We start from the raw sequence: 25498 nt of genomic DNA, 5'->3' as shown, positions 1-25498 counted from the left end.
GGGATGCGGAGGATCGGCCCCGCCGCGCTGGATCAGCGGCGGGGGGTCCCCGGGCCGGTCAGGGCTCCGGGGCCACGACGCATCCTGACGGAGTGCGTGCAGCCCCGGCCGGGACCGGAGTTGTAGATCGCGTTGAAGGCTCCCACGGAGACGACCCTAGGCGGTGCCTCGGCGGCCGGGCAACGTGATTTCCGTGCCCGGCCGACGACGGCCGGTTTCCGACTGCTCACGGCGGTCAGCGCTGGTAGCGGGCGAGGACGAGGTTGCCGTCGTCCTCCAGCCGCCCCCGCAACTCACCGATGCCGATCGCCCCGCTGTAGTACTCCTGGAGCGCCGGGGTCGCCACCTTGTCCTTCCACTCGGGATAGCCCCGGACGGACTGCGCCGGCGCCGACCTCAGGTGGGCGGCGAGGGCGGTGCCCGTGGCCCAGCCGTGCTCGGACGTGTGCAGGGCGGGGTCCTTCAGGGCCTCGGTTCCGGTGGGCAGCATCCAGTCACCGAGGGCGAGGCGCACCATGTTGTCCGGCTGGAGGAGGAAGTCGACGAAGGCGGCGGCCTCCTCCTTGTGCGGGCTGTCCTCGGCGATCGACAGCGTCTGCGGACTGACTCCCTGGTCGAGGCCCTCGGCACCGGCCGGCGCGGGCAGCACCTGCCAGTCGAAGCCGTCGGGGGCCTGCTGCTCGATCTGCTGGCGGTAGGCGAAGCCGAGCGGCACCATCGCGTACTTGCCCGCGAAGAAGCCGGGCAGCGTGTCGGAGCCGCCGCTGCCCAGGGTGGTGGCGGAGGCGCTGTGGTCGGTGTTGGCCTGGTCGTGGATCGTGCGGGGCACGACCTGGTCGGCCTCCTCGAACCGGACGGTGACCCTGCCGTCGGCGCCGCGGTGGAACAGCCGGCCGCCGGTGGACAGCGACAGGTTGAGCGTGGCCGAGACGGGCTCCTTGAGCGGCCAGGCCACGCCGTAGCGCCCGTCGCCGCTCAGCTCCTTCGTCACCTGCCGGAACTCCGTCCAGGTCCACGGGCGTTCGGGGGTCGGGATCCGGACGCCCGACGTCCGCAGCAGGCCGGCGTTGGCGATCAGTACGCGCGGCTCCTGGAGGAACGGCACGCCGTAGACGCCGTCGCCGAAGGTGACCGTCTCCCACGTGCGCTGCGGGATGTCCGCCTTCAGCCGCTCGGTCAGCAGGTCCGAGAGGTCCGCGAGGTAACCGCCGTGGGCGAAGTCCGCGAGGTCGTCGGAGGCGTCGTGGATGATGTCGGGCGCCTCGCCGCCCTCGAAGGAGGTGAGGAGCTGGTCGTGGACGCTCTCCCAGCTGCCCTGGACGTACTCGACCCGCACGTCGGGGTGGGTGGCGTTCCACTCGCGGACCAGCTCCTCGTTGGCCGCCACGGACTCCTCCTGCCAGGCGAGCGACTGGAAGCGCAGCGTGACGCGGCCGTCCGCCGAGTCGCCGCCGCCGTCCGTACAGCCGGCGAGCAGCAGGGCGAGGGAGACCAGCAGGGTCGCGGTCCTCGTGCGCATCAGCTCTTCACCGCCCCGGCCATCATGCCGCCCGTGATCCGCCGCTGGATGAGGGCGAAGACCACCAGCGAGGGCAGCGTCGCGAGGAAGGCCGCCGCCGCGAGCGGCCCCAGGTCGGCGACGCCCTCGGCGCCGACGAAGTGGGTGAGGATCACCGGCAGGGTCTGCTTCTCCGGTGTCTTCAAGAGCACCAGCGCGAAGAAGAACTCGTTCCACGCGGTGATGAACGCGAACAGCGCCGTCGCCACGATCCCCGGCGCGAGCAGCGGCGCGGTCACCGACACGAGCGTGCGCAGCCGCCCGGCGCCGTCCACCGCCGCCGCCTCCTCCAGCTCGGGCGGCACGGCCCGGACGTACCCGGCGAGCATCCACAGCGCGAACGGCAACGACCACACGACGTACACCATCACCAGTCCCGGCACGGAGTTGATCAACCGCAGGTTCTTCAGCACCAGGAAGAGCGGGATGATCAGCAGGACGAAGGGGAAGGCCTGGCTGACCACCACCCACCCCGTCGCCGCCCTGGTGAGCCGGGAGCGGTGGCGGGCCATGACGTACGCCATCGGGGTGGCGATCACCACGGCGATCAGCGCGGCGCCGAGCGCGGCCACCAGGGAGTTGAGGGCGGCGCGCAGCAGCGGCTGTTCGTCGAAGGCCTGCCGGAAGTTGTCGAGGGTGGGGTCCCGCGGGATCCAGGTGGGGTGGAGACCGGCCAGCTCCTGCGGCGGTTTGAACGCGGTGGAGATCAGCCAGAGGAACGGGAAGGCCAGGAAGACGAGGTACGCGAGCAACGCGGCGTACTGGCCGGCCCGGGCTCCGGTCGAGGTCCTCATGCGACGTCACCTTCCTTGAGTCCGCCCCTGAGCCGGCCGGCGAGGAAGACGGCCAGCAGGACCGAGACGAGGGCGACCATGACGCAGCCCATCGCCGCCGCGTAACCGAACTGCCCGTAGCGGAAGGCTTCCTCGTAGGCGAACAGCATGGGCAGCCGGGTCCGGCCGCCTGGCCCCCCGCTGGTCAGCACGTAGACCAGGGCGAAGGAGTTGAAGTTCCAGATGAGGTTGAGGGCGGTGATGGCGAACGCGACGGGGCGCAGGGCGGGCCAGGTGACCGTGCGGAAGCGGCGCCAGGCTCCCGCGCCGTCGACCGCGGCGGCCTCGTGCAGCTCGCGCGGGGTGTTCTGCAGCCCGGCGAGCAGGGCGACCGTCGTCTGGGGCATGCCGGCCCAGACCCCGACGACGATGACGGCCGGCAGGGCGGTGGCGAGGCCGCTGAGCCAGTCGCGGCCGTCGCCGAGGCCGAGGTCGCGCAGGGTCTCGTTGAGGATGCCCGCGTCCGGGTTGTAGACCAGCCGCCACATGATGCCGACGACGACCTCGGGCATCGCCCAGGGGACGATCGCGAGGGCCCGGGCCAGCCAGCGCAGCCGCAGGTTCTGGTTGAGCAGCAGGGCGAGGCCGAGAGCGAGCAGGAACTGGGGCACCGTCACCCCCACGGCCCACACCAGCCCGATGCGGAACGACTCCCAGAACAGGGTGTCGTGCATCAGGTCCTGGAAGTTCAGGGTGCCGATCCACTGCGTGGGCTCCGTACGGCCCGACTGCGCGTCGGTGAAGGCCAGCGAGACGCCGTAGAGCAGCGGTCCGACGCTGAGCACCAGGATGGGAATCAGCGCGGGCAGCACCAGGAACCAGGCACCGTGGTCGGGGCCGGGCCGGGGCCGGTTCGTGCCGGACGCGCGGCGCGCCGGTCTCCTCGCATCCGTCACCGGTGTCACGTGATCAGCCCCTCTGCGCGGCCAGGACAGGCCTGGTCATGGTCGTGAAGGCGCCGTGCCCCGTCAAGAGCCCGCACACACGCTCCCACCAGTGCGAATGCGACACTGGCCGACGGATGGCGGGATCACGGCGGACACGCCGGACACGCCGGACACGCCGGACACGGTGGATCAGCCGGGCCGGGCGACAACACGGACACGGACACGGAGGCGCGGGACGATGGACGAGGCACGGGCTCGGGAGGTGCTGGCCGCGGCGGGAGTACTGACCGGCCCGGCGAGGGAGGCGCGGCTGCTCGCCCTGGGCGAGAACGCGGTGTTCGTCGCCGGTGACCTGGCGGTCAAGGTGGGCCGCGACGCCGAGTTGCTCGACCGGGCGCGCCGGGAACTGGCCGTGGCGGTGTGGCTGGAGGAGGCCGGGGTGCCGGCGGTGCGGGCGGCCGACCCCACGGCGCTCTTCGTCGACGGGCACCCGGTGACGCTGTGGCGACGGCTGCCGGACCCGGTGCGGCCCACCGAGCCGCGGGACGTGGCCGCCCTGCTCCGGCTGGTCCACGCGCTGCCCTCCCCCTCCTTCGGGTTGCCGCCCCGCGAGCTGCTGGGCGGCGTGGAACGCTGGCTGCGGCTCGCGGGTGACGTGATCGACCCGGCGGACGCCGCCTACCTGCGCGAGCGGCGGGACGGCTTCGCGACGGCCGCCGCCGCGCTCACTCCCCGGCTGCCGCGGGGCCCGATCCACGGGGACGCCCTGCCCCGCAACGTGCACGTCGGCCCCGACGGACCGGTCCTCGTCGACCTGGAGACCTTCTCCGCCGACCTGCGCGAGCACGATCTGGTGGTGATGGCCCTCAGCCGGGACCGCTACGGGCTGCCCGCGGAGGCGTACGACGGCTTCACCGGGACCTACGGCTGGGACGTGCGCGAGTGGGACGGCTGCGCGGTGCTGCGCGGGGCCCGGGAGACGGCCAGCTGCGCGTGGGTCGCCCAGCACGCACCGAACAACCCGAAGGCGCTGGCCGAGTTCGAACGCCGGGTGGCGTCGCTGCGGGACGGCGACCCGACGGTGCGCTGGTACCCCTTCTGACTCCGCGTCCCTGGCCGGGACCGGGTCAGACCCGCTCGTCGGCCGGTTCGCGCACCGGCCATCTGCCGTCGACGACGGCCGTGGCGTCGCCCTTGCGGCGCAGGAAGCTCTGGAAGTCCGCCGCCCACTCGGCGTACCACTCGATCTGACGGTGGTGCAGGTCGGCCGGGCCGAGGGAGGCGACCTTGGGGTGCCGGCCGGCTATCGCGCAGGCGAGACGGGCCGCGGCGAGGGCGTCGGCCGTGGCGTCGTGGGCGGCGTCGAGCGGGACGCCGTACTCCTGGCAGACCGCTTCCAGGTTGCGCTTGCCGCGGCGGTACCGGTCGACGGAACGGTCGATGGTGTACGGGTCGATGACGGGGGCCGGGTCGAGGCCGCCCAGGCGGTCGCGCAGGGACGGCAGTCCGTGCCGCCGCAACTCGGCGGAGAGCAGGGTGAGGTCGAAGGCCGCGTTGTAGGCGACGACCGGGACGCCCGTCTTCCAGTAGGCGGCGAGCACGCCCGCGATGGCGTCCGCGACCTGGTCGGCGGGGCGGCCCTCGGTGGCCGCCCGCTCGTTGCTGATGCCGTGCACCGCCACCGCGTCCGCCGGGATCTCCACGCCGGGGTCGGCCAGCCACTCCCGGCGTCCGCGCGGCTCCCCGCCCATGACCTCGATCACGGCCCCCGTGACGATGCGCGCCTCGCGCGGGTCGGTGCCCGTCGTCTCCAGGTCGAAGCCGATCAGCAGCTCCCGGTGCCAGCCCATGGGCGGTCCCCCTCCTTGGTGGTGCGTCCCCCAGTGGTTCCCACCTTCCCACGGGCCACTGACAATCAGAGGATCGCATTCCGCTTACGCCCGCGCCCGACCCGGCGCCGACGTTCACGAGACGGGTCGCGAATCCGCCCACATCAGCTCGAACTCCTCGCGATAAGTGGGGAAAAGTCCGCTTTCGTCGAGCTGGTCCGACTTCACGACCTTGCCGCCGTTGCGCCCGTTGCGCAGCACGAGCACCGGCGCCTCCATCCCCCGCGTCCGGCGCAGATAGGACTGGACGACGGCGATCCCGTCCACGCCGTCCCCGTCGACCAGGTAGGCGGTGAAGCGGGGCGTCTCGTCGAAGACCTGGATCTCGAACGCGCCCGGGTCCCGCAACCGGGCGCGCACCCGGCGCATGTGCAGGATGTTCATCTCCACGGCGCGGCTCAGCTCACCCCGCTTGATACCGAGTTCGCGCTCGCGGCGCTTGATCGCGCTCGACGCCGGGTTCAGGAAGAGCAGCCGCACCCGGCCGCCGGACTCGGCCAGCCGCAGCAGGCGCCGGCCGGAGAAGTTCTGCACGAGCAGGTTGAGGCCGATACCGAGGGCGTCCACCCGGCGCGCGTTGCCGAAGAGGTCCTCGGCGGGGAACTGGCGCAGCAGCCGGACCCGGTCCGAGTGGACCGCGACCACGTCGGCGTACCGGTCGCCGACCAGGTCCTCCACCGCGTCGACCGGCAGCCGCCGCGCGGACGGCACGTCGCTGCCCGCGCCGAGGACCTCCAGGAGCCGCGCCGAGGCCCGCTCGGCCTGGTTCAGGACCGCCTCGGACAGCGCCCGGTTGCGGGAGACGACGTTGCGGGTGACCTCCAGCTCGTCCAGGGCGAGTTCCACGTCCCGGCGCTCGTCGACGTAGGGCTCGAAGCAGGGCCAGTGCTGCACCATCAGCTCGCGCAGCTGCGGGAGGGTGAGGAAGCTGAGGACGTTGTCGTCCGCCGGGTCGAGCAGGTAGCCCTTGCGGCGGCTGACCTCCCGGACGGCGACGGCGCGCTGCACCCACTCCTGACCCGCCGGTCCGGCCGCGGCGACCACCCAGTCGTCGCCGTGGACGGGCTCGTAGACCGGCCTGAGGACGGCGGCCACGACCGCGCGCAGCCGCTGTTCGACGAGGTTGAGCCAGATGTAGGCACGGCCCGCCCGCTGCGCACGGGTGCGCACCTCGTGCCAGGAGTCGGCGTCCCAGTCCAGCTCCGGACCGATCGCGCCCGCGCTCATCGGCCGCGCCAGGGACACCGCACCGGGCGGGACGTCCGCGGAGTTCCCCTGGTGACCGTCGTCACCAGGAGGCAGCTCCAGCCCTCCCGAGCCCACCCGCGCACCGCCTTCCGCTCCCCCGGAGCACCTTCGGGGAGACCCCGTCCCAACGATCAAGGAAGGGTACTCCGCGAGCGGTCCGCGGTGCAGCCCGATGGACCGGCCGGTTTTCCCAACCTCCGTGATCCACACGTCCGTTCCGTCCGCCCGGACACCGTGGAGTGAGCGGATTCATAGCGGTGACGTCGCCCGGTACGGGGAAGAATCCCTGGCGCCCTTCCCTGGGCGTGGATCGAGCACATCGCCGACGGGTGGGTAGGAGGACGTACGTGCTAGGTGGTCGCCTCACTTTCGGGGAGACTCGGAGCCATGGCGTCCGCACCGGCGCCCCACACCTGAAAGAGTCGTGTCCATGCAGGTCTGGCCTGGAGAGGCATATCCACTCGGTGCCACGTACGACGGCGCCGGCACCAACTTCGCGGTCTTCACGGAGGCCGCCGACCGAGTAGAGCTGTGTCTGCTGCACGACGACGGCTCGGAAGCCGCGGTCGAGCTGCGGGAGAGCGACGCGTTCGTCCGGCACGCGTACGTGCCGGGCGTGATGCCCGGGCAGCGGTACGGCTACCGCGTGCACGGCCCGTACGCCCCGGAGCGCGGGCAGCGCTGCAACAGCGCCAAACTGCTGCTCGATCCGTACGCACGTGCGATCAGCGGCTCGATCCAGTGGGGCGAGGAGGTGTACGGCTACCACTTCGACGACCCCGACCGGCGCAACGACCTCGACTCCGCCCCGCACATGATGTCCTCGGTCGTGGTCAACCCCTACTTCGACTGGGGCGACGACCGGCGCCCCAGGACGGAGTACCACCACACGGTGCTCTACGAGGCCCACGTGAAGGGCCTGACCATGCGGCATCCGGGCCTGCCCGAGGAGCTGCGCGGCACCTACGCGGCCCTGGCGCACCCGGCGGTCATCGAGCACCTGACCGAGCTGGGGGTGACGGCGCTGGAGCTGATGCCGGTCCACCAGTTCGTCAACGACCACCGCCTGGTGGACATGGGCCTGAACAACTACTGGGGCTACAACACGATCGGCTTCTTCGCCCCGCACAACGCGTACGCCTCCTGGGGCGACCGCGGCCAGCAGGTGCTGGAGTTCAAGTCGGCGGTGAAGGCGCTGCACGAGGCCGGGATCGAGGTCATCCTGGACGTCGTCTACAACCACACCGCCGAGGGCAACCACCTGGGCCCGACGCTGTCCTTCAAGGGCATCGACAACGCCTCCTACTACCGGCTGACCGACGACCCCCGCTACTACATGGACACCACGGGGACCGGGAACTCCCTGCTCATGCGGTCGCCGCACGTACTCCAGATGATCATGGACTCGCTGCGGTACTGGGTCACCGAGATGCACGTCGACGGGTTCCGCTTCGACCTCGCGGCCACCCTGGCCCGGCAGTTCCACGAGGTGGACCGGCTGTCGTCGTTCTTCGACCTCGTCCAGCAGGACCCGGTCGTCTCGCAGGTGAAGCTGATCGCCGAGCCCTGGGACGTGGGCGAGGGCGGCTACCAGGTGGGCAACTTCCCGCCGCTGTGGACCGAGTGGAACGGCAAGTACCGGGACACGGTGCGGGACCTGTGGCGCGGCGAGCAGCGCACGCTGGCCGAGTTCGCGTCCCGGCTGACCGGGTCGTCGGACCTGTACCAGGACGACGGCCGCCGTCCGCTCGCCTCCATCAACTTCGTGACCTGCCACGACGGCTTCACCCTGCACGACATGGTGGCGTACAACGAGAAGCACAACCACGCCAACGGCGAGGACAACCGGGACGGCGAGAGCCACAACCGGTCCTGGAACTGCGGCGTCGAGGGCGAGACCGACGACCCGGCGGTGCTGGAGCTGCGGGCCCGGCAGATGCGCAACTTCATCGCCACGCTGCTGCTCTCCCAGGGCGTGCCGATGATCAGCCACGGCGACGAGTTCGCCCGCACCCAGCGGGGCAACAACAACGCCTACTGCCAGGACAACGAGCTGGCCTGGGTGGCGTGGCCCGAGGGTGACGGCATGGGCCGTGAGCTGCTGGAGTTCACCCGCGCCATGGTGTGGCTGCGCAAGGACCACCCGGTCTTCCGCAGGCGGCGCTTCTTCCACGGGCGTCCCGTGGAGGGCACCCACGACGAGCTGTCGGACATCGCCTGGTTCACCCCCGAGGGTGCGGAGATGACCCAGCGGGACTGGAACTCGGCGCGGGCGTCCGCGCTGACGGTCTTCCTGAACGGCAACGCGATCTCCGAGCCCGGACCGCGCGGGGAGCGCATCGCCGACGACTCGTTCCTGCTGATGTTCAACGCCTCGCCGAAGCCGTTGGACTTCGTGGTGCCGGTCGACCACGGCCGGCAGTGGGAGGTGGTCGTCGACACCGCGCGCACCGACGGCGTGCCCCGGGACACGGGTGCGAAGGTGCAGGCCGGGGACCGGCTGACCCTGGTGGACCGGAGCCTGACGGTCCTGCAGCGCCCCGTCTAGGAGCGCGCCCCGCCGCGCGCGTCGTCCACGCGCGCGTGGTGGGCGGTCCCCGCGCGCCCGGCGTACGGCGCCGGACGCGCGGCCAGCGCGGTCGCGCAGGCGAGCGCGGCGGCACCGCTCGCCGTCGCGAACGCCGCGACCGGGCCGTGGGACTCGGCCAGGCGGCCGGTGGCGGCGAGGGCGAGGGCCTGGCCGCCCACGATCGCGCTGGTCGCGAAGGCCATCGCCTCGGCCAGCCGGGCCCGCGGCACCGCCCGCTCGGTGAGCGCGAACACGGTGATCAGGTGCGGGGCGTAGGCGATGCCCAGGACGGTGACCACCACGTACAGCCCCGTCAGGCTCTGCGTCCACAGCAGCGGCAGCGACAGGGCGAACGCGACGGCGGTGGCCGTCCGCCAGCGGGTACGCAGTCCGAGGCGGGCGGGCACGGCGGCCATGGCGAGCCCCGCGACCGCGCTCATCACTCCCATGGCGGCATAGACGAGCCCCGCCTGTTCCGGCCTCCCGAGGCGCTCGGTGAGCGCGGTGATCCCCGCCTGGCAGGCCCCGAACATCGCCCCCTGGAGGGCGAGCGAGGCCCGCAGGGCGTGCACCGCGCGGGGCATCGGGAGGCGGGGACGGGGGCCGCCGGGCGTCCCGGTGGCCGGTGCGGCCGTCGTGCGGGCCGTGGGATGCAGGGCGAAGGCGGTGCCGCACCCGGCGACCAGGACGGCGGCACCGGTCAGGGCGTACGCCGGGTGGGCCAGGACCGCCGCGAGGCCCACCAGGGCCGGGCCGAGGACGAAGGAGACCTCGTCGAGGGTGCTCTCGAAGGAGAGCGCGGCGCTCACGGTGGGTTCCGGAGCACCGGCCCGGCGCGCGAGCGCCACCAGGCGGGCACGGGCCAGCGGACCGATCAGGGGCACGCTCGCCCCCGCCGCCGCACCGAGGAGCGCCAGCACCGGCGGCGCCGCTCCCGCGAGCGCGCCCGCCACCAGCGCGGCGATCGCGATGGCGTTGACCAGGCAGAAGACGAGGACGACGGTGCGCTGTCCGTGCCGGTCCGCGAGCCGGCCGACCAGCGGACCGCACGCAACCTGGCCGACGGCGAGCGCTCCCCCGGTCAGCCCCGCGGCGGCCAGCGAACCGCTGGTGCGGGCGATGAGCAGGACGCTGCCGAACTGGACGGTGGCCGTCGGCAGCCGCCCGAGGAAGGACACCACCGGCAGCAGCGGCCCGGTCAGGCCGATCACCTCCCGGTACGACTCCAGTGCGCCGCTCCCCGTGCTCTGGTTGCTTCCCATCGCTCGAAGCTAGTCACGCGCGCGTACGCCCGTGGAGGGGCCGATGACACGAAAGGCGGTGAGGCGGGTACGTAGGTTTCCATGACACCTGAGCGACCCGACCCGACGGTGCCCACAGCCACGTACCGGCTGCAGCTGCAGCCCGACTTCCCCTTCTCGGCCGCGGCGGCGGCCGTGCCGTACCTGGCCTCGCTCGGCGTCTCGCACCTGCACCTGTCCCCGGTGCTGGAGGCCGTGCCGGGCTCGCGGCACGGCTACGACGTCGTGGACCACGCGCGCGTGCGCGGGGAACTCGGTGGCGAGGAGGGACTGCGGGCGCTGGCGCGCACCGCGCGGGAGCACGGCCTCGGCCTGGTGGCGGACATCGTGCCGAACCACATGGCGATGTCCCCCCGCCACAACCGCGCCCTGTGGGAGGTGCTGCGCGAGGGCCCGAAATCGCCCTACGCGCGGTGGTTCGACATCGACTGGGAGGCGCAGGGCGGGCAGGTGTTGCTGCCGGTGCTCGGTGCCCCGGTCGGTGAGGTCCTGGACGACCTCCGGGTCGACGGTGACGTACTGCGCTACCACGACCACGCCTTCCCCCTGCGGGACGGCACCGGGGACCTTCCGCTGCCGCAGCTCCTGGACGCGCAGTGGTACCGCCCGGTGTGGTGGCGGCTCGCCCGTACCGAGCTGAACTACCGGCGCTTCTTCAGCATCTCGGAGCTGATCGGCGTCCGCGTGGAGGACCCGGAGGTGTTCGAGGCCACGCACGCCACGGTGCTGCGGCTGCTGCACGAGGGCGTGCTCGACGGGTTGCGCGTCGACCATCCGGACGGCCTCGCCGACCCCGACACGTACCTCCGGCGGCTGCACGAGGCCAGTGGCGGCCGGTGGACGGTGGTGGAGAAGATCCTGGCGGACGGCGAGCGGCTGCCGGCCGCCTGGCCCGTGGCGGGCACGACCGGCTACGACGCCCTGCGGCACGTCGACGCGCTCTTCGTGGACCCGGCGGGGTACGGGGAACTCCTCGGCCGCTACCGCGCTTTCGCCGCCCCGCAGACGGACCGGGGCGGGGACTGGGCGGCGACGGTGCGACGGGCGGCCCACAAGGTGCTCTCGTTCGAGCTGGCCACCGAGATGGACCGGCTGACGCGGGTGGCGCACCGGCTGTGCGTCGCCTCCCCGGAACCGGCCCTGCGCGACCGGGCGCCGTGGGCGCTGCGCACGGCCTTGCGGGAGCTGCTGGTCCGGCTCGAGGTGTACCGGCCCTACGCGTCGGTGGACGCGGCGTCCGTCGTCACCGAGGAGGCGGCGGCCGAGGCGCGGCTCGCGTTCCCGGTGCGGGAGGAGGGCGGGGCGGTGGACGTCGTCCGGGACCTGGTGCTCGGGAGGTCCGGGGACGGGCCGGAGCACGTGGAGTTCCGGAACCGGTTCGCCCAGACCGCGTCGGCGCTGCGCGCCAAGTCCGTCGAGGACACGGCGTTCTACCGCTACGTGCCGTTGCTGTCGGCGACCGAGGTGGGCGGGAACCCGGGCGGCCCGGCACTGTCGCCGGACGAGTTCCACGCGTACTGCGCGCGCGTGCAGCGCGACTGGCCCGCGACCGGCACGGTCGTCTCGACCCACGACACCAAGCGCAGCGCCGACGTGCGGGCCGCGCTGGCGGTGCTCACGGAGTGCCCCGAGCGGTGGGCGGACGTCCTGACGGAGGTCACCCGCTCCGGCGACGACATGCCGGACGCCCAGCTGGCGTGGGCCGCCTGGCAGACCGTGTTCGGGCTGGGGCCCGCGGCCGGGGAGCGCGTGCGGGAGGCGCTGCTGAAGCACGTGCGCGAGGCGGGGATGTACACCAGCTGGACGGAGCAGGAGCCGGCGTACGAGGACGCGGTGGCCCGGTTCGTGGCGGAAGGGCCGTGCGGCACGCCGGGGGAACGGGTGGCCGCCTTCCGGGAAGCACTGGAGCCGCACATCCGGGCCAACGTCCTCGGCACGGCCCTGACGCACCTGACGATGCCGGGGGTGCCGGACCTCTACCAGGGTACGGAGGGCGAGTACCTGGCCCTGGTGGACCCGGACAACCGCCGCCCCGTGCGCTTCCCGCCCGCCGGGGACGGGGAGACCGGGGCCGTCTCGAACGCCGGGGGCGCCGGGGCCATCGCGGGCGCCGGGGCCACTTCGGCGGGCGCCGGGGCCACTTCGGCGGGGGCCGGCGGGACGAAGGAGGCCGTGACCCGGGCGGCGTTGGGGCTGCGACGGCGGCGGCCGGAGGTGTTCGGCGACGCGGCGACGTACGAGCCGCTCGCCGCGCAGGGCCCCGCGGCGGCGCACTGCCTGGCGTTCGTCCGCTCCGGGGAGGTCGTGACCGCCGTGACCCGGTTGTCCCTGCGGCTGGCGGAGGCGGGCGGCTGGCGCGGTACGACGCTGCCGCTGCCGCCCGGCCGGTGGGCCGACGCCCTGGCGCCCGGGCGGGAGTTCACCGGGCAGGTGCCCGTGGAGGAACTCTTCACGGGAGTGCCGGTGGCGTTGCTGGAGCGGGTGGGGGCGACGGAGGAGGGCACGGACTGAGCGGCGGGCCCGCCGGAGCCGGCGTCAGCCGCCCCGCGCGGCGGCGGGGACGGCGCCGCACACCTCGGCCGGGGTGGTCGCCCCGCACACCTCGGCCGGGGACACCGGCACCGCGACCGGCGAGTTCGGGCCCACCGCCGGGGTGGCCGGGCCCACCGCCGGGGATGTCGGGCCCACCGCCGGGGAGGACAGACCCAGAGCCGGGAATGTCGGGCCCGGAGCCGGAGCAGCCGACCCCGGAGCCGGAGCAGCCGGGCCCGGGGTCGGCCACGTCGTGCGCAGCAGGTCGACGAAGGCCTCGGCGGCGCCGGCCGGCGGCAGGCGCGAGAAGACGGTCAGGGCGCGCCGCCAGGGCGGGTCGGGCGTAAGGACCACGCAGTCCTCGCCCACCGCGCCACGCACGATGTGCGAGGGCGCCGTGCAGACGCCGACGCCGGCGGCGGCCATCCGGACGGCCGTCGACGTGTGCTCGGTGTAGACGGCGGTGCGCGGCCGGAAGCCGGCGCGTCCGCACGCCCAGTCGAGGAAGCGTTCGCCCTCGACGAGGGGTTCCATGGCGCACCGGACCCAGGGACGGTCCGCCAGTTCGGGCAGCGTCACCGTCGTACGGCCCGCGAACCGGTCGTCGAAGGGCACCACGAGGACGATCTCCTCCTCGCCGACCGTGACGACGGTGCCGGACCAGTCGCTGGGCGCCGGGCCGACGGCGAGGTCCGCGGTGCCGCGCTCGACCTCCTCCTCGAGCACCTCGGTCGTCGCGTACTCGTGGAGGTGCAGCAGGACACCGGGGTGGGCGGTGCGCCAGCGGGCGAAGACGTCGGGCAGGATGCCGACGGCCACCGAGTGCAGGGCGGCGACGTGCAGTTCGCCGCCCTCGGCCCCGGCGACCGCGCGGGCGGCTCGGCGGGCCTGGACGGCGCTGCGGACGGCGAGTTCGGCGTGCGGCCGGAAGGCGCGGCCCATGGGGGTCAGGCGCACACCGCGCGGCATGCGCTCCAGCAGGGCGCCGCCGACCGACCGCTCCAGGGCCTTGATCTGGTGGGAGAGCGCGGACTGCGTGACGTGCAGGGCCTCGGCCGCGCGGGTGAAGGACGCCTCGTCCAGGACCGCCAGGAAGTACTCCATCTGCCGCAGGCTCATCCCCGCCCCGCCCCCACCCCGCGCCCTGCCCGTCACCGGGACCCGTCATGAAGTTCCTGCATCGAAGCCACAAGAACATTGCCTTGGACTCATGACAAGAGGCGGACGGAGGCTGAGGGCATGAACACACACGACGTGATCGTCATCGGCGGCGGCACCGGCGGTTACAGCACCGCCCTGCGTGCCGCGGCCCTGGGCCTCGACACCGCCCTCGTCGAACGCGACAAGGTGGGCGGGACCTGTCTGCACCGCGGCTGCATCCCGAGCAAGGCGATGCTGCACGCCGCCGAACTGGTCGACGGCATCACCGAGGCGCGGGAGCGCTGGGGGGTCGAGGCGAGCCTGGGCGGCGTCGACTGGCCGGCCCTCGTCGCCACCCGCGACGACATCGTGGACCGGAACCACAAGGGGGTGGAGGCGCACCTCGCCCACGCGGGCGTGCGGGTGGTACGGGGCGACGCCCGGCTGACGGGCGCACGGACCGTGCGGGTCGACGGCGCGCACGACCTCACCGCACGCCGCGGCGTCGTGCTGGCGACCGGCTCACGCCCGCGCACGCTCCCCGGGCTCGCGCCGGACGGCCGACACGTGGTGACCAGCGACGACGCGCTGTTCGCCCCCGGGCTGCCGGCGTCGGTCCTGGTCCTCGGCGCTGGGGCGATCGGTGTCGAGTACGCCTCGTTCCACCGCTCGATGGGCGCGGAGGTGACCCTCGTGGAGGCCGCCGACCGGATCGTGCCGCTGGAGGACGCGGACGTCGGCCGCCATCTGACGCGCGGTCTGAAGAGGCGCGGCGTCGACGTGCGGGTGGGCGCCCGGCTGGCGGACGCCGAGGTGCTCGACGACGGCGTGCGCGCGCGGGTGCACACCTCGCGCGGGGAGACGGTCACGATCGAGGCCGAACGGCTCCTGGTGGCCGTGGGACGGGCGCCGGTCACCGAGGGGCTGGACCTGGCCGCCGCGGGGCTGGAGACCGACCGGCGGGGATTCGTCGTACCGGCCGACTGGGACCGGCTGGAGACGGCGGTGCCCGGAATCCACGTGGTGGGCGATCTGCTGCCGCCGCCGTCCCTCGGGCTGGCCCACGCGTCGTTCGCCGAGGGCCTGCTGGTGGCCGAGACGCTGGCGGGTGTGCCGTCCGCGCCCGTCGACTACGCGGCCGTGCCCCGGGTGACGTACTCGGCGCCGCAGACCGCGGCCGTGGGCCTGGGCGAGGCGGAGGCACGCGCGCGGGGGTACGAGGTCGCCGTCGACGTCATGCCGTTGACCGCGGTCGCCAAGGGGATGGTGCACGGGCAGGGCGGGATGGTGAAGGTGGTCGCCGAGCAGGGGGGCGGCAGGGTGCTCGGAGTCCACCTGGTGGGCCCGCACGTCTCGGAGATGATCGCCGAGAGCCAGCTGATCGTCGGCTGGGACGCCGAACCGTCCGACGTCGCCCGCCACATCCACGCCCATCCCACCCTGTCGGAGGCGGTCGGCGAGGCGTTCCTCACGCTGGCCGGCCGCGCACTGCACCGGCGGTGACGCGCCCGGCCGGTCACCGGCCCGGTGTGATCACCCCTCCCGGTCCCACGCGAACACGGCCCCCGTACTGGCCGCCAGCACGCACGCGTTCGGGAAGGTCCGCGTGTAGTCCACCGGTTGTCCGCGCCACCGGCCGCTCGCGTGGGCGGTGACCGGGGCGTGGACCATCGGGCAGTGGGCGTCGCGCGCCGGGATGGCGTCGATGCGGCCGTCCGTCGCGTCGAGGTCCGCGCAGGCACGGGCCGCGTGGGCGTGGCCCCGGGGCGGGTCGCACAGCAGCAGGGCACCGCGCGTGGCGCCGGTTCCGGTACCCGGCCGGGTACCGGGGGCGTGCGCCCGGGCGTCGCCGGGGGTGACGGTGAGGAGCAGCCAGTCGGCCGCCGGCCGCCGCTCCGCGGTGGCGTGGGCCGGTGCCGCACAGGTGAACAGGAGGGCCGCGGCAGCCAGGAGACCGGCCCGCGCCGCTCCCGCCGTGAGGGTGTGGGTCATTCCAGGTGCATCGGCACGGCGGCCTCGGAACCCCAGCCCGGCTCACCCGAACGGGCACCCGCGGTGGAGTGCCGCCCGGCCAGTTCGAACGCGGAGAGCACGACCCGCGTCTGGTACTCCACCTGGCGCGCGACCGGAATCCAGCGGGCCGCGCAGCCGTCACGGTAGTCGGCGCATCCCTCGTCGACGAGCCGGTCCAGCTCGGGCAGGACACCCGTCGGATCGTCCCCGGTCCGGGTCACCAGCTGGTGCAGCAGCCCCGCGGTCCGCAGGGCCAGTCGCCGGCCGGCCAGGCGCAGGGCGACCAGGTGGGCGGTGCTCATCGGCGGGAGGGACCGGCCCGTTCCGTCGTCGGTGTCGGGGTCCCACGCGTCGGCGAGCCTGGGGCAGACCAGCAGGTAGTCGTCGACGGGGGCGAGCAGGTGGGCCGCGTCCGGGTCGGTGGCGAGGTGGGGCCGGATGCGGGCGAGGACGCGCTGCAGCCGACGGGTGTCGTGGCGCAGGGTGCGGCTCACGGAGCGCAGCACCGCGTCCCGGTCGGCCGGGGGTGAGCCGTCCGCGACGGCGGCCACGCCCCACATGGGCGCCTCGACGACCGCGGTGACGGTTCCGTACCGCCGGGGGTGGCACCAGGTGGACTCGACGGCGGCCTCGGTGATGGCCGCGGTGAGGTCGCCGCGGCGGGGCGGTGGGATGCGGTAGACGGCGGGACCGAGATCGGGCCAGTACAGGGTGTCGTAGGCGCCGAGCTCGCGGGGGATGCCGAGCCGGGCCGCGGCGTGGGCGATGCGCTGGGCGAGGCCGGGCAGGTCGTGGGTCAGCTCGACGAAACCGCCGCCCACGTCGACGCCGTGCAGGGAGCAGTGCAGGAAGGGCCGGAGCTCGTCCTGGAGGGTGAGCAGGGCGCGGGTCTCCGGCAGCGCGGCGTGGTCCGGGCCGTCGGGCAGCCACTCGGGCTGCTCCAGGAAGCCCGGCCGGAAGAAGTTCCGGGCGTACCGGCCGAGGGTGTACGGGCCGGACAGCCAGCCCTCGTTGCGGCGCAGGCCGTCGGGGTCGGCGCACAGGAGCAGGTTCCAGGTGGCGTCCGCGCCCTCGGTGAGCCGGGGGTCCGCCAGGGCCCGCTCGGCGAGCCGCAGGACGGTGGCGCCGCCCACCGGTTCGTTGGCGTGCGGTCCGGCGACGACGAGGGCCTGGCGGCTGCCGTGGCCGACGGAGAGCAGCAGCAGCGGGGTGCCCGCGCGGGACGTGCCGACGCGGCGCAGGCGGGCCTGCCGGGGATGGCGGGCGACGAGCGCGGCGGCCCGGGTGCCCAGCTCGTCCACGGTCGGGTAGCGCAGGAGGGGCGGCAGGGCACACCTCCATGATGCGGTCCGTCGGTTCACCTGGCGTGCGCGGTGTACGCACAGTCAGTCACGTCTTGGGGGGAACGTCAACACCGCGACAGGCAAAGGGGTTTGCGCCATCGGCTCACTCCACCGGAATGCGCGACTCCGAGTGAGGCCCAGGCCAGAGCTGGGCTTCGACCCCCCTTCCTCGGGGTCAGCTCGTCGCGAGACGGAAGGCCATCTGGCCGAAACCGATCAGGTCGCCCTCGCGGACGACCGCCGCCCCGATGACCCGCCGGCCGTTGACCGTGGTCCCGTTGGTGGAGCTCAGATCGCGCAGCACCCACATGCCGCCCTGACGGCTCAGTTCGGCGTGTACGCGGGAGACCGTCTCGTGGGTGAGCCGCAGACCGCTCGCCGGGTCGCGCCCTATGCGCAGGGGATGACCGGTGCCGGGGTGGGGCAGCAGCAACTTGGGCAGCCGCTCGGCCTGCCAGGCCCTGCGCAGGCGTACGCCGAAGCCGGACACGGCCTCGACGGTGCCGAAGACCATCCGCGACAGCCGGCCCTCGGTGGGCAGGTCGGCGGTGAGCGCGGCGAGCTCCTCCAGGCGGCGGGCGGCGAGCGCCAGCTCCATCCTGCGGATGAACGTGTCGTGCGACAGGCGCCCCATGACGACGCCGTCCCGGAGCACCTTCAACGCATGGTCGCGCTCCGCGTCGGACAACCGCGCGGGGTACGTGTTGAACTCGAAGGACGACGTCACGCAGGTGATTGTCGGTCAGCCGGGCCGGGGTGTCCAGAAAACGGAGAAACGGCCACCCTGCGCGCGGTGCGGTACGACACCTGCCGCGAACGGCGGTTTTCCCCAGCGGGGAGATCGCTTTTGCAGGACCATGGACGGGCTACATCACGGTGAGCAGACGAAGGGGAACCGTCCGTGCAGTTCGAGGTGTGGGCACCACAGGCCGACCGGGTGACGTTGACGTGCGACGGCGTCACGCGCGCGATGGAGCGCGATCCGCAGCGGCCGGGGTGGTGGTGCGGGGAGGCCGAGGCGCGCGACGGCTCGCGGTACGGCTTCGCGGTGGACGACGGGCCGGTGCTGCCGGACCCGCGATCGCGCAGGCAGCCGGACGGGCCGGACGGACTGAGCGCGGTCGTCGACCAGGGGCGGTACGCGTGGCGTGCCGAGTGGGCCGGGCGTCCGCTGCCCGGCGCCGTCCTGTACGAGCTGCACGTGGGCACGTACACGCCCGAGGGCACGCTGGACGCCGCCGCCGCGCGGCTGGAGCATCTGGCCGCACTGGGCGTCACGCACGTGGAGTTGATGCCGCTGTGCCCCTTCCCGGGCCGGCACGGCTGGGGGTACGAGGGTGTCTCGCTGTGGGCGGTGCACGAGCCGTACGGCGGGCCCGAGGCGCTGAAACGGTTCGTCGACCGAGCCCACGCACTGGGCCTCGGCGTGGTCCTGGACGTGGTGCACAACCATCTGGGCCCCTCCGGCAACTACCTGCCCGCCTTCGGCCCGTACTTCACCGACACCCACCACACGCCCTGGGGCGTCGCCGTCAACCTGGACGCCCCCGGCTCGGACGAGGTGCGCGCCTATCTGGTGGAGAGCGCCCTGGCCTGGCTCAGGGACTACCGGCTCGACGGCCTGCGCCTGGACGCCGTGCACGCCCTGGTCGACACCCGCGCGTGCCACTTCCTGGAGGAACTGTCGACCGCCGTGGACGGCCTCGCCGCCGACCTGGAGCGACCGCTGTTCCTCATCGCCGAGTCCGACCTCAACGACCCGCGGATCATCACCCCGCGCGCGGCGGGCGGCATGGGGGTGCACGCGCAGTGGAACGACGACTTCCACCATGCCCTGCACACCGCGCTGACCGGGGAGTCGCAGGGCTACTACGCCGACTTCGCGCGGGATCCGCTGGCGGCGCTGGCCAAGACGCTGACCCGGGGCTACTTCCACGACGGCACCTACTCCAGCTTCCGGGGCCGGGGTCACGGCCGGGAGCTGGACCGGGGCCGCGTGGCCGCGCACCGGCTGACCGGGTACGGCCAGACCCACGACCAGATCGGCAACCGCGCCCGGGGCGACCGGCTGGCCGCGCTGGTCTCCCCCGGTCTGGCGGCCTGTGCGGCCACGCTCATCCTGACCGCGCCGTTCACGCCGATGCTGTTCATGGGCGAGGAGTGGGCCGCCGGCACCCCGTGGCAGTTCTTCACCGACCACACCGACCCGGAACTCGCCGAGGCGGTGCGCAACGGCAGGCGCCGGGAGTTCGCCGCCCACGGCTGGCGGGCGGAGGACGTGCCCGACCCCCAGGACCCGGCGACGCGCGAGCGCTCCTGCCTCGACTGGTCCGAACCGGAACGCGAGCCGCACGCGCGCGTACTGGACTGGTACCGCCGGCTGATCGCCCTGCGGCACGAGCGGGCGGACCTGATCGCTCCGGACCTGGCCGACACCAGGGTGGCCTACGACGCCGACGCGCGCTGGCTGGCCTTCCGGCGCGGTGACATCCGGGTGGCCGTCAACCTCGGCGCCGAGCCGGTGGCGATCCCCCTCGGAGGCCGCCCCGCCCGTGTGCTCGCCGCGTGGGAGCCCGTGGAGGGGCCGGGCGCGGACGGGGTGCTGCGGGTGCCCGGTGAGTCGAGCGTGGTGCTCGTGCAGGAGTGAGGCGCCGTCCGCGTCACTCCGCGGTGCGGGCGCTGCCCCGTGTCAGTGCCGGTGCCGGGGAGCCGCCCCCCGTCACTCCCCGGTGCCGGCGTCGTCCGCGTCACTCCCCGGGACGGTGCCGTCCGGTCCGTCCGTGCCGTCGCCGTCGCCGTCTTCCCGCAGCTCCGTCACCCGTTCCAGCAGGATCGGCTCCCAGGCACGCCGCAGGCGGAGCCTGAGCAGGGGCAGGGGCCGCGTGCTCACGCCCGGCGGCGTCGGCGGCCCGCCCGGCAGGGCGCCGGCGAGGTGGACGAGGGCGTCGCAGCGGGCCAGCCACAGGCCGCGCAGGCAGGGGCGGGCGCCGTAGCCGGCGAGGGTGGCGGCGCGGACGGCGGCGGGCGAGCCGACGGACAGCGCGAGGGCGGCGATGTCCTCGGCCGGGTCGCCGAGGACCGCGTCGGTCCAGCCGAGGACACCGCGCACCCGGCCGTCGGCGCCGACCACGAGGTGCTCCCCGGCCAGCGCGTGGTGGACGAGGACGGCCGCGCCGCTCTGGGCGCCCAACTGGGCCGTCGCCGCCCGGGTCAGCCGCTCCGGACGCGCGGCGTCGAACTCGTCGGCCCGAGCGAGGCGTAGGGCGGCGCGCTCGGCGGCCTGCCGCAGCGTCTCCAGCGGGCGCGGGGCGGCCCGGGGCACACCGAGGGTCTCCGCCTGGCGGGCGGGCACCTCGCGCAGCCCGCCGAGCAGCGCCGCCAGGTCCGCCTCCCCCAGGGCCGACACGTCGTGATCCTCACCCGATCCGCCGGGCACCCTGGTGTCCAGCGTGTAGGTCAGGCCCGGCGCCCACTCGCCGTGCGCCACGCTCTTCGGCACCGCGACGGACAGGTGCGGGCGGATCAGCTCGCGCAGCCGCAGCTCGCGTCGCTGCCGCACCGCGGCCTCGCGGTCGGGCGCCAGCCGGAGCACGTGCCGGGTGCCGACCCACCAGGTGGCGGACGCGGTGCCCTCCGCGACCGGCCGGACGGTCTCGGGTTCCGCGCTGCCGCCCAGCAGGGAACGGACCAGTCGACGGACGGTGTCCGCGGTGGGTGTCGGTGCCTGGGTCATGGTCGCGCCGTCGTCTTCCGGGTCTGCCCGGGCGTTCAGGTCGCGCCGGGGCGTTTCGGGGTCTCTCGGTCGCCGGTCACTCCACCGTGACCATCTCCCGCGTGGTGTCGTTGAGGCGGCGGCCACCGTCCTCGGTGACCGTGACGATGTCCTCGATGCGTACCCCGAACCGGCCGGGCAGATAGACGCCGGGCTCGACGGAGAAGCACATCCCGGGCACGAGGGGCTGTTCCTCCCCCTCGATCATGTACGGCGGCTCGTGCGTGGTGACGCCGATGCCGTGCCCGGTGCGGTGGATGAAGTACTCGCCGTACCCGCCGTCGGCGATGACCGCGCGGGCGGCCCGGTCCACCTCCTGGCAGGCGACACCGGGCCGCACCGCCCGGAATCCGGCCTCCTGGGCCTCGCGGACGAGGTCGTGCACCCGGCGCTCCTCGTCGGTGGGCTCGCCCACGTGGACGGTGCGGGAGGTGTCGGAGCCGTACCCGTCCTTCAGGCCGCCGAAGTCGAGGACGATCATGTCGCCGTCCTCGATGACGCGGTCGCCGACCTCGTGGTGCGGGTTGGCGCCGTTCGGGCCGGAGGCGACGATGGTGAAGTCGACCTGGGAGTGCCCGAACCGCCGCAGCAGACCGGCGAGGTCGGCGGCGACCTCGGACTCCCGGCGCCCGCCGAAGCGGACCGTGCGGATCTCCTCGAACGCGGCGTCCGCGGCGGCGCCCGCCGCGGCCAGCAGTTCCAGTTCGGCCGCGTCCTTGACGGCCCGCAGCATGGGCAGCGCCTCGGTGAGGGAGGCGTACGAGGTGCCGGGCAGCGCCCGCTGGAGGGCCAGCAGGTGCATCGCCCAGGCGTTGTCACTGATGCCGAACCGCCCGGAGTCCGCGAGGAGGGCGGCGGTGGCGGCGTAGGGGTCCTTGCCGTCGGTCCAGTCGCGCAGGGTCAGGGCGGGCGCGCCGACGGCCTTCTCCGCGTCGGGGGCCTCCAGCGTCGGCACGACCAGGACGGGGTCCTGGCCGGGGGCGAGGACGAGCAGGGTGAGCCGTTCGGTGGCCGCGGTGGGCGCGTAGCCGGTGAGCCAAACGAGGTCCGGTCCCGGCGCCACCAGCAACCCGGACAGGCCCGCGTCGGCGGCCGCCCGGGTGGCGCGCTCCATGCGGGCCCGGTAGTCGTCGGCGGTGAAGTGAGCAGCGGGCGTGCTGCCGGTCATCCGGGCCTCCTGGGCGACGAGGGTGGGGCTGTGAGCAGCATCCTGCCCTCGGCGCGGGAGTGACGCGAGCCGATTTGCACGGAAACCCGCACCACTGGTGGAACGGGAGACGCCTCACGGCCGCCGGGGCGTGCCGTCCGGTCCCTCGGACGCCCCGGCGCCGTGCGCGTGTGGTCCGAGCGCCCCGGAGGTGACCGGTGCGGGTCCGGTGTCCGCCGGGCGGCACGGGGTGCTCGGCCGTCCGGGAAGGGCGAGCAGGGGCGCGGGCCGGCGAATCGGTTCGGACGGGTCAGGTGACGACGCCCGGTACGGCCGTCAGCTGCTGGTAACCGCCGCTCTCGTGGCGCACCGTGACCTTGACCGCCTTGCCCGGCCGGGCGCGGGCCACGGCATGCGCGAGGTCGGCGGCCGAGTCGACGCGGATCGTGCCGAAGGCCAGGAGCACGTCGCCCCGGACCAGGCCGGCCGCGTACCCGGGGCCGGGCACGTGGACACCCACCACCAGGGCCCCCGGCTTCTCGTGGTCCACGGCCTCCACGCCGAGGGTCGCGCTGGCCGGGGCCGGGGAGGCGGACCGGCCGACCGACGGGTCCGCCGGAGCGGCCCGGGTGCCCGCCGACTCGCCCGCTCCCGCTCCCGGTCCCGGTCCGAGCGCACCCGCCTGCCGTCGCATCTCGGCCAGCTCGCTCATGCCGATGACCGTGGCCCCCACCGTGCCGAGTCCCACGCCCGCCAGCAGCAGGGCCGTGGCGGCGCACACGCCGAGCAACACGGTGGTGAGCCGTCGGCGGCGCCGACGCCCGGTGTGCGGACGCCGGACGTCGGCGGGCGCGGCACCGGCTCGGGGTTCCCGGCCGGGCATCGGCTTGGGTCGCAACGCTGTCTGTTCCATCGATCGCCTCCGGCTGGTGCTCTACCCGGCGCACCAGCGCGTGACGAGCCACGAAAGAGTGAGACTGGACGTCGGTCAGGCCGTCGGCACGGTGCTGAGCCTGGGCACGGGTACGGCCGGGATCCGGTCCGGGAGGAAGCCGTGGGTGCGCCGGGCCAGGTAGTCGGCCTTGTACCGCGGCACCTCCCGATGCCAGTTGAGGATGCCCGCCATCCAGTTCTGCAGGTCGGTCACATAGCCCGCCATGACGCCGCGCGCCTCGTCGCTCAGCCGGAAGTCGTCGTACACGACCGGCAGTTCGTGCGCGACGACGTGCTCGAACTGGCGCATGCGCTGGTTCATCAGGTCCTGCACGACGGTGAGCGCGGCCGGATAGTCGACGCCGAAGAAGTTCTGCACGACGAGGATCGCGTTGTGGATCTCGCCCTCGTACTCGATCTCCTTCTGGTACGAGAAGACGTCGTTGAGCAGGCACGCGTAGTCGATCGCCGCGTTCTCCAGGGAACGGACGGGCCCGCTGCGGTAGACCTCGGGCGGAACGGCCGGGCCGTGTCCGGCACGGCACAGGCCCAGCGTGAGGTCGGAGCCGAAGGTGGCGCGCCGCATCTCCAGGTAGTCCACCGGGTCGGGGACGCGGTTCTGGATCTGGTTGGCCAGCTCCCACACCCAGGCCTCGGTCATCTTGTCCACGGCCGTCTTCAGCGGGCGCCGCTGGCCGGGCGTCATGCCGGCGGTCGTGCGGGTCCACAGGTCGATCAGGGAGCGTTCCATGGCGTTGGCCGGCGGCGGGACCGGCTCGCCGTCGAGCGGCATGCAGGCCGACAGCCGGGCCGTGGTCAGCCGGGCGGCGGCCAGGTCACGGCGGTGGCCGTAGACCAGCGGGTAGTAGTCGTCGCCGTAGGTGCCGAAGGCCAGCCAGCCGGAGGCGAGGTCCAGCTGCTCCTGGGTGGCGTCCGGGTCCAGGCCCGCGGCGCACAGGGGCAGGTCGCAGCTCGCGAGCTTGTCCTGGTCCCATACCCCCTCGCTGAGGATGCCCATCGCCCGGCACCATTCGGACAGGTGCCGTCGGGCGCCCTCCAGGGCCGGGCTCAGCTCCAGTGGGAAGGGCATGCGGATGTCGGGGATGACCGAGGGGCCGACCTTCTGGAACGGCACATAGGTGTAGGGACGCCTCCGTCCGGCGGCAGCCGCGGTCAGCAGCGCGCCGACGTCCGCGGCGGAGGTGCCGGGGCCGGTCAGCGCCTGCCAGCCGGCGGCGGGCCGGGCGCCCTTGTTCATGTACCGGCTGGAGCGCATGTGCCACTCGTGGCCGCCGGACTGCCAGTCCTGGAGGCCCTTCGCGTACGCCCCGACGGCGGCGACCTCGGCCGGCGACAGGCCGTTCTCCAGTGCCACCGCGGGCACTTCGGTGAACGCCGTGTGCTCGAACTGGTGCAGCCGGGAGGTGAGGACGTCGTTGACCAGCTCGGCGGCCTCCTGGGTGGTGCAGCCGAAGAAGGTCTCCAGGACCAGCACCCCGTTGCTCAGCTCCCCCTCGTCCTCGACCTCGCGCTGGTAGGAGAAGAGGTCGTTGCGCAGGTGCACGGCGTCGGAGAACGTCTCCATCAGCACCCTCAGCGGCCGGGAGCCGGCGACGGCGGTGGGCACCTCGGCGGTCGCGTACTCGACCAGCCCCGCCGACCAGGGGGCGCCGCCGACCTTGCGGCGCATCTCGATGTACTCGACGGGGTTGGCGATCCGCCCCTCGTTGATGTTGGACAGCTCCCACAGGGACTCGTTGAGCAGGTGCTCGGTGGCGACGGCGAAGCGGCGGCGCCACTCGGCCGACATCGCCGGCACCGTGCGCGTCCACAGGTCGGCGAGGCCGGCCTCCACCGGATTCTCCGGCTCGGGCATCCCGGCGGCGAGGTCGAGCGGCATGAACAGGGAGAGCCGGTCGAGATGGGTCTTGCCGCCGACGCGGTCCTGGGTGCGCTTGAACTTCTCCAGGAAGTGGTCGTCGAAGAAGAAGACCCACACGTACCAGTCGGTGATGAGGGAGAGCGCCGGGCCGTCGCAGTCGGGGTGGGTGTAGGCGCAGAGCAGGCCGTAGTCGTGCGCGTCGAGGTCGGACTGCTCCCAGACCCCGGAACCCTCCAGCATGCCCATCTCGCGCGCCCACGTCGTCGAGTGGGCGCGGGCCTCGTCGAGATGCGGGTTGAGCCGGGCGGGATGCGGCAGGTAGAAGTGCGGGAGTTCGAAGGGCTGTTGCGTCATGGCCGGGCACTACCCATGGCCCCGCGGGCACATCCGCGGCGCGGCACATGATCACACCATCGCGTGAATCGGGGCGAAGGGCGGGAACTTTCGGCGG

18 protein-coding genes and 1 pseudogene are annotated in these 25498 nt (G+C 73.9%); 5 read left to right on the top strand and 14 right to left on the bottom strand.

Annotated elements, in window-relative coordinates; translation table 11 throughout:
• Positions 1 to 235: 235 nt before the first annotated feature.
• Genes SAM23877_RS27595 through SAM23877_RS27585 form a run of 3 tightly spaced genes read right to left on the bottom strand, consistent with a single transcriptional unit; the run spans position 236 to position 3296 of the window.
• A complete protein-coding gene (locus tag SAM23877_RS27595) occupies positions 236 to 1519 on the bottom strand; it encodes an ABC transporter substrate-binding protein (protein WP_053138968.1) in 1284 nt (427 codons plus the stop codon).
• Positions 1519 to 2352 carry a carbohydrate ABC transporter permease gene (locus tag SAM23877_RS27590; protein WP_053138966.1) on the bottom strand — a complete coding sequence of 278 codons (834 nt, stop codon included), beginning with the start codon at positions 2350 to 2352 and terminating at the stop codon, positions 1519 to 1521. The genes SAM23877_RS27595 and SAM23877_RS27590 overlap by 1 nt, the downstream gene beginning before the upstream one ends.
• Positions 2349 to 3296 (bottom strand): carbohydrate ABC transporter permease, encoded by a 948-nt coding sequence (locus SAM23877_RS27585; RefSeq protein ID WP_053138963.1) that lies wholly within the window; start codon positions 3294 to 3296, stop codon positions 2349 to 2351. The genes SAM23877_RS27590 and SAM23877_RS27585 overlap by 4 nt, the downstream gene beginning before the upstream one ends.
• 220 nt (positions 3297 to 3516) lie before the next feature.
• On the opposite strand from SAM23877_RS27585, the gene SAM23877_RS27580 reads away from it, so the two are divergent.
• Positions 3517 to 4380 (top strand): phosphotransferase enzyme family protein, encoded by an 864-nt coding sequence (locus tag SAM23877_RS27580; protein WP_053138961.1) that lies wholly within the window; start codon positions 3517 to 3519, stop codon positions 4378 to 4380.
• 25 nt (positions 4381 to 4405) lie between these two features.
• Here SAM23877_RS27580 and SAM23877_RS27575 read toward each other — a convergent pair whose 3' ends face one another.
• Together SAM23877_RS27575 and SAM23877_RS27570 are read right to left on the bottom strand one after the other, a co-directional pair.
• Positions 4406 to 5128, bottom strand: coding sequence for a 3'-5' exonuclease (locus SAM23877_RS27575; protein WP_053138959.1), 723 nt, complete (start codon positions 5126 to 5128; stop codon positions 4406 to 4408).
• A gap of 114 nt (positions 5129 to 5242) precedes the next feature.
• Positions 5243 to 6490, bottom strand: a complete 1248-nt coding sequence (locus SAM23877_RS27570; RefSeq protein ID WP_053138954.1) for an SAV2148 family HEPN domain-containing protein — start codon at positions 6488 to 6490, stop codon at positions 5243 to 5245.
• Positions 6491 to 6845: 355 nt separating this feature from the next.
• On the opposite strand from SAM23877_RS27570, the gene glgX reads away from it, so the two are divergent.
• Positions 6846 to 8963, top strand: a complete 2118-nt coding sequence (gene glgX / locus SAM23877_RS27565) for a glycogen debranching protein GlgX (protein WP_053138952.1) — start codon at positions 6846 to 6848, stop codon at positions 8961 to 8963.
• Here the strand turns inward: glgX and SAM23877_RS27560 are convergent.
• The gene (locus SAM23877_RS27560) at positions 8960 to 10246 is read right to left on the bottom strand and encodes an MFS transporter (RefSeq protein ID WP_079030477.1); all 1287 of its coding nucleotides are present in this window, start codon (positions 10244 to 10246) and stop codon (positions 8960 to 8962) included. The two genes, glgX and SAM23877_RS27560, sit on opposite strands and share 4 nt — an antisense overlap.
• A gap of 81 nt (positions 10247 to 10327) precedes the next feature.
• Here SAM23877_RS27560 and treY point away from each other — a divergent pair, with 81 nt between their 5' ends.
• A complete protein-coding gene (gene treY / locus SAM23877_RS27555) occupies positions 10328 to 12796 on the top strand; it encodes a malto-oligosyltrehalose synthase (RefSeq protein WP_053138950.1) in 2469 nt (822 codons plus the stop codon).
• A gap of 234 nt (positions 12797 to 13030) precedes the next feature.
• Here the strand turns inward: treY and SAM23877_RS27550 are convergent.
• Positions 13031 to 13936, bottom strand: a pseudogene (locus tag SAM23877_RS27550) (LysR family transcriptional regulator); the annotation flags it as partial.
• 120 nt (positions 13937 to 14056) lie between these two features.
• Here SAM23877_RS27550 and lpdA point away from each other — a divergent pair.
• The gene (gene lpdA / locus SAM23877_RS27545) at positions 14057 to 15460 is read left to right on the top strand and encodes a dihydrolipoyl dehydrogenase (RefSeq protein WP_053138947.1); all 1404 of its coding nucleotides are present in this window, start codon (positions 14057 to 14059) and stop codon (positions 15458 to 15460) included.
• A 30-nt stretch (positions 15461 to 15490) separates the two neighbouring features.
• Here lpdA and SAM23877_RS27540 read toward each other — a convergent pair whose 3' ends face one another.
• The 3 genes from SAM23877_RS27540 to SAM23877_RS27530 form a co-directional block, all read right to left on the bottom strand.
• Positions 15491 to 15949 carry an SSI family serine proteinase inhibitor gene (locus tag SAM23877_RS27540; RefSeq protein WP_053138944.1) on the bottom strand — a complete coding sequence of 153 codons (459 nt, stop codon included), beginning with the start codon at positions 15947 to 15949 and terminating at the stop codon, positions 15491 to 15493.
• Positions 15946 to 17271 (bottom strand): M14 family zinc carboxypeptidase, encoded by a 1326-nt coding sequence (locus tag SAM23877_RS27535; RefSeq protein WP_053138941.1) that lies wholly within the window; start codon positions 17269 to 17271, stop codon positions 15946 to 15948. Before SAM23877_RS27535 ends, SAM23877_RS27540 begins: the two co-directional genes overlap by 4 nt.
• A gap of 217 nt (positions 17272 to 17488) precedes the next feature.
• Entirely contained in the window at positions 17489 to 18040 is a 552-nt protein-coding gene (locus SAM23877_RS27530) for an FHA domain-containing protein (protein ID WP_053138939.1), read from the bottom strand.
• A 174-nt stretch (positions 18041 to 18214) separates the two neighbouring features.
• Here SAM23877_RS27530 and treZ point away from each other — a divergent pair, with 174 nt between their 5' ends.
• Positions 18215 to 19960, top strand: coding sequence for a malto-oligosyltrehalose trehalohydrolase (gene treZ, locus SAM23877_RS27525; protein ID WP_053138936.1), 1746 nt, complete (start codon positions 18215 to 18217; stop codon positions 19958 to 19960).
• Between the two features lie 72 nt (positions 19961 to 20032).
• On the opposite strand, the gene SAM23877_RS27520 is transcribed toward treZ, so the two are convergent.
• The 4 genes from SAM23877_RS27520 to cyc2 form a co-directional block, all read right to left on the bottom strand.
• Positions 20033 to 21046, bottom strand: a complete 1014-nt coding sequence (locus SAM23877_RS27520) for an aminoglycoside phosphotransferase family protein (protein ID WP_053138934.1) — start codon at positions 21044 to 21046, stop codon at positions 20033 to 20035.
• A 76-nt stretch (positions 21047 to 21122) separates the two neighbouring features.
• Positions 21123 to 22253: an aminopeptidase P family protein gene (locus SAM23877_RS27515; RefSeq protein WP_053138931.1), complete on the bottom strand. Its 1131-nt coding sequence runs from the start codon at positions 22251 to 22253 to the stop codon at positions 21123 to 21125.
• A 289-nt stretch (positions 22254 to 22542) separates the two neighbouring features.
• The gene (locus tag SAM23877_RS27510) at positions 22543 to 23145 is read right to left on the bottom strand and encodes a PDZ domain-containing protein (protein WP_053138928.1); all 603 of its coding nucleotides are present in this window, start codon (positions 23143 to 23145) and stop codon (positions 22543 to 22545) included.
• A gap of 75 nt (positions 23146 to 23220) precedes the next feature.
• Positions 23221 to 25401: a germacradienol/geosmin synthase Cyc2 gene (gene cyc2 / locus SAM23877_RS27505; protein WP_053138925.1), complete on the bottom strand. Its 2181-nt coding sequence runs from the start codon at positions 25399 to 25401 to the stop codon at positions 23221 to 23223.
• Positions 25402 to 25498 lie beyond the last annotated feature (97 nt).

The sequence above is a fragment of the Streptomyces ambofaciens ATCC 23877 genome (assembly GCF_001267885.1).
GTDB lineage: Bacteria > Actinomycetota > Actinomycetes > Streptomycetales > Streptomycetaceae > Streptomyces > Streptomyces ambofaciens.
This window is presented reverse-complemented; position numbering and strand designations above follow the sequence as displayed.

Coding starts and splice junctions, on each gene's coding strand:
- treY (WP_053138950.1), top strand. CDS start 10,328: ATGACACCTGAGCGACCCGACCCGACGGTGCCCACAGCCACGTACCGG.
- lpdA (WP_053138947.1), top strand. CDS start 14,057: ATGAACACACACGACGTGATCGTCATCGGCGGCGGCACCGGCGGTTAC.
- SAM23877_RS27510 (WP_053138928.1), bottom strand. CDS start 23,145: ATGGAACAGACAGCGTTGCGACCCAAGCCGATGCCCGGCCGGGAACCC.
- SAM23877_RS27540 (WP_053138944.1), bottom strand. CDS start 15,949: ATGACCCACACCCTCACGGCGGGAGCGGCGCGGGCCGGTCTCCTGGCT.
- SAM23877_RS27595 (WP_053138968.1), bottom strand. CDS start 1,519: ATGCGCACGAGGACCGCGACCCTGCTGGTCTCCCTCGCCCTGCTGCTC.
- SAM23877_RS27590 (WP_053138966.1), bottom strand. CDS start 2,352: ATGAGGACCTCGACCGGAGCCCGGGCCGGCCAGTACGCCGCGTTGCTC.
- SAM23877_RS27575 (WP_053138959.1), bottom strand. CDS start 5,128: ATGGGCTGGCACCGGGAGCTGCTGATCGGCTTCGACCTGGAGACGACG.
- glgX (WP_053138952.1), top strand. CDS start 6,846: ATGCAGGTCTGGCCTGGAGAGGCATATCCACTCGGTGCCACGTACGAC.
- SAM23877_RS27515 (WP_053138931.1), bottom strand. CDS start 22,253: ATGACCGGCAGCACGCCCGCTGCTCACTTCACCGCCGACGACTACCGG.
- cyc2 (WP_053138925.1), bottom strand. CDS start 25,401: ATGACGCAACAGCCCTTCGAACTCCCGCACTTCTACCTGCCGCATCCC.
- SAM23877_RS27560 (WP_079030477.1), bottom strand. CDS start 10,246: ATGGGAAGCAACCAGAGCACGGGGAGCGGCGCACTGGAGTCGTACCGG.
- SAM23877_RS27520 (WP_053138934.1), bottom strand. CDS start 21,046: ATGACCCAGGCACCGACACCCACCGCGGACACCGTCCGTCGACTGGTC.
- SAM23877_RS27580 (WP_053138961.1), top strand. CDS start 3,517: ATGGACGAGGCACGGGCTCGGGAGGTGCTGGCCGCGGCGGGAGTACTG.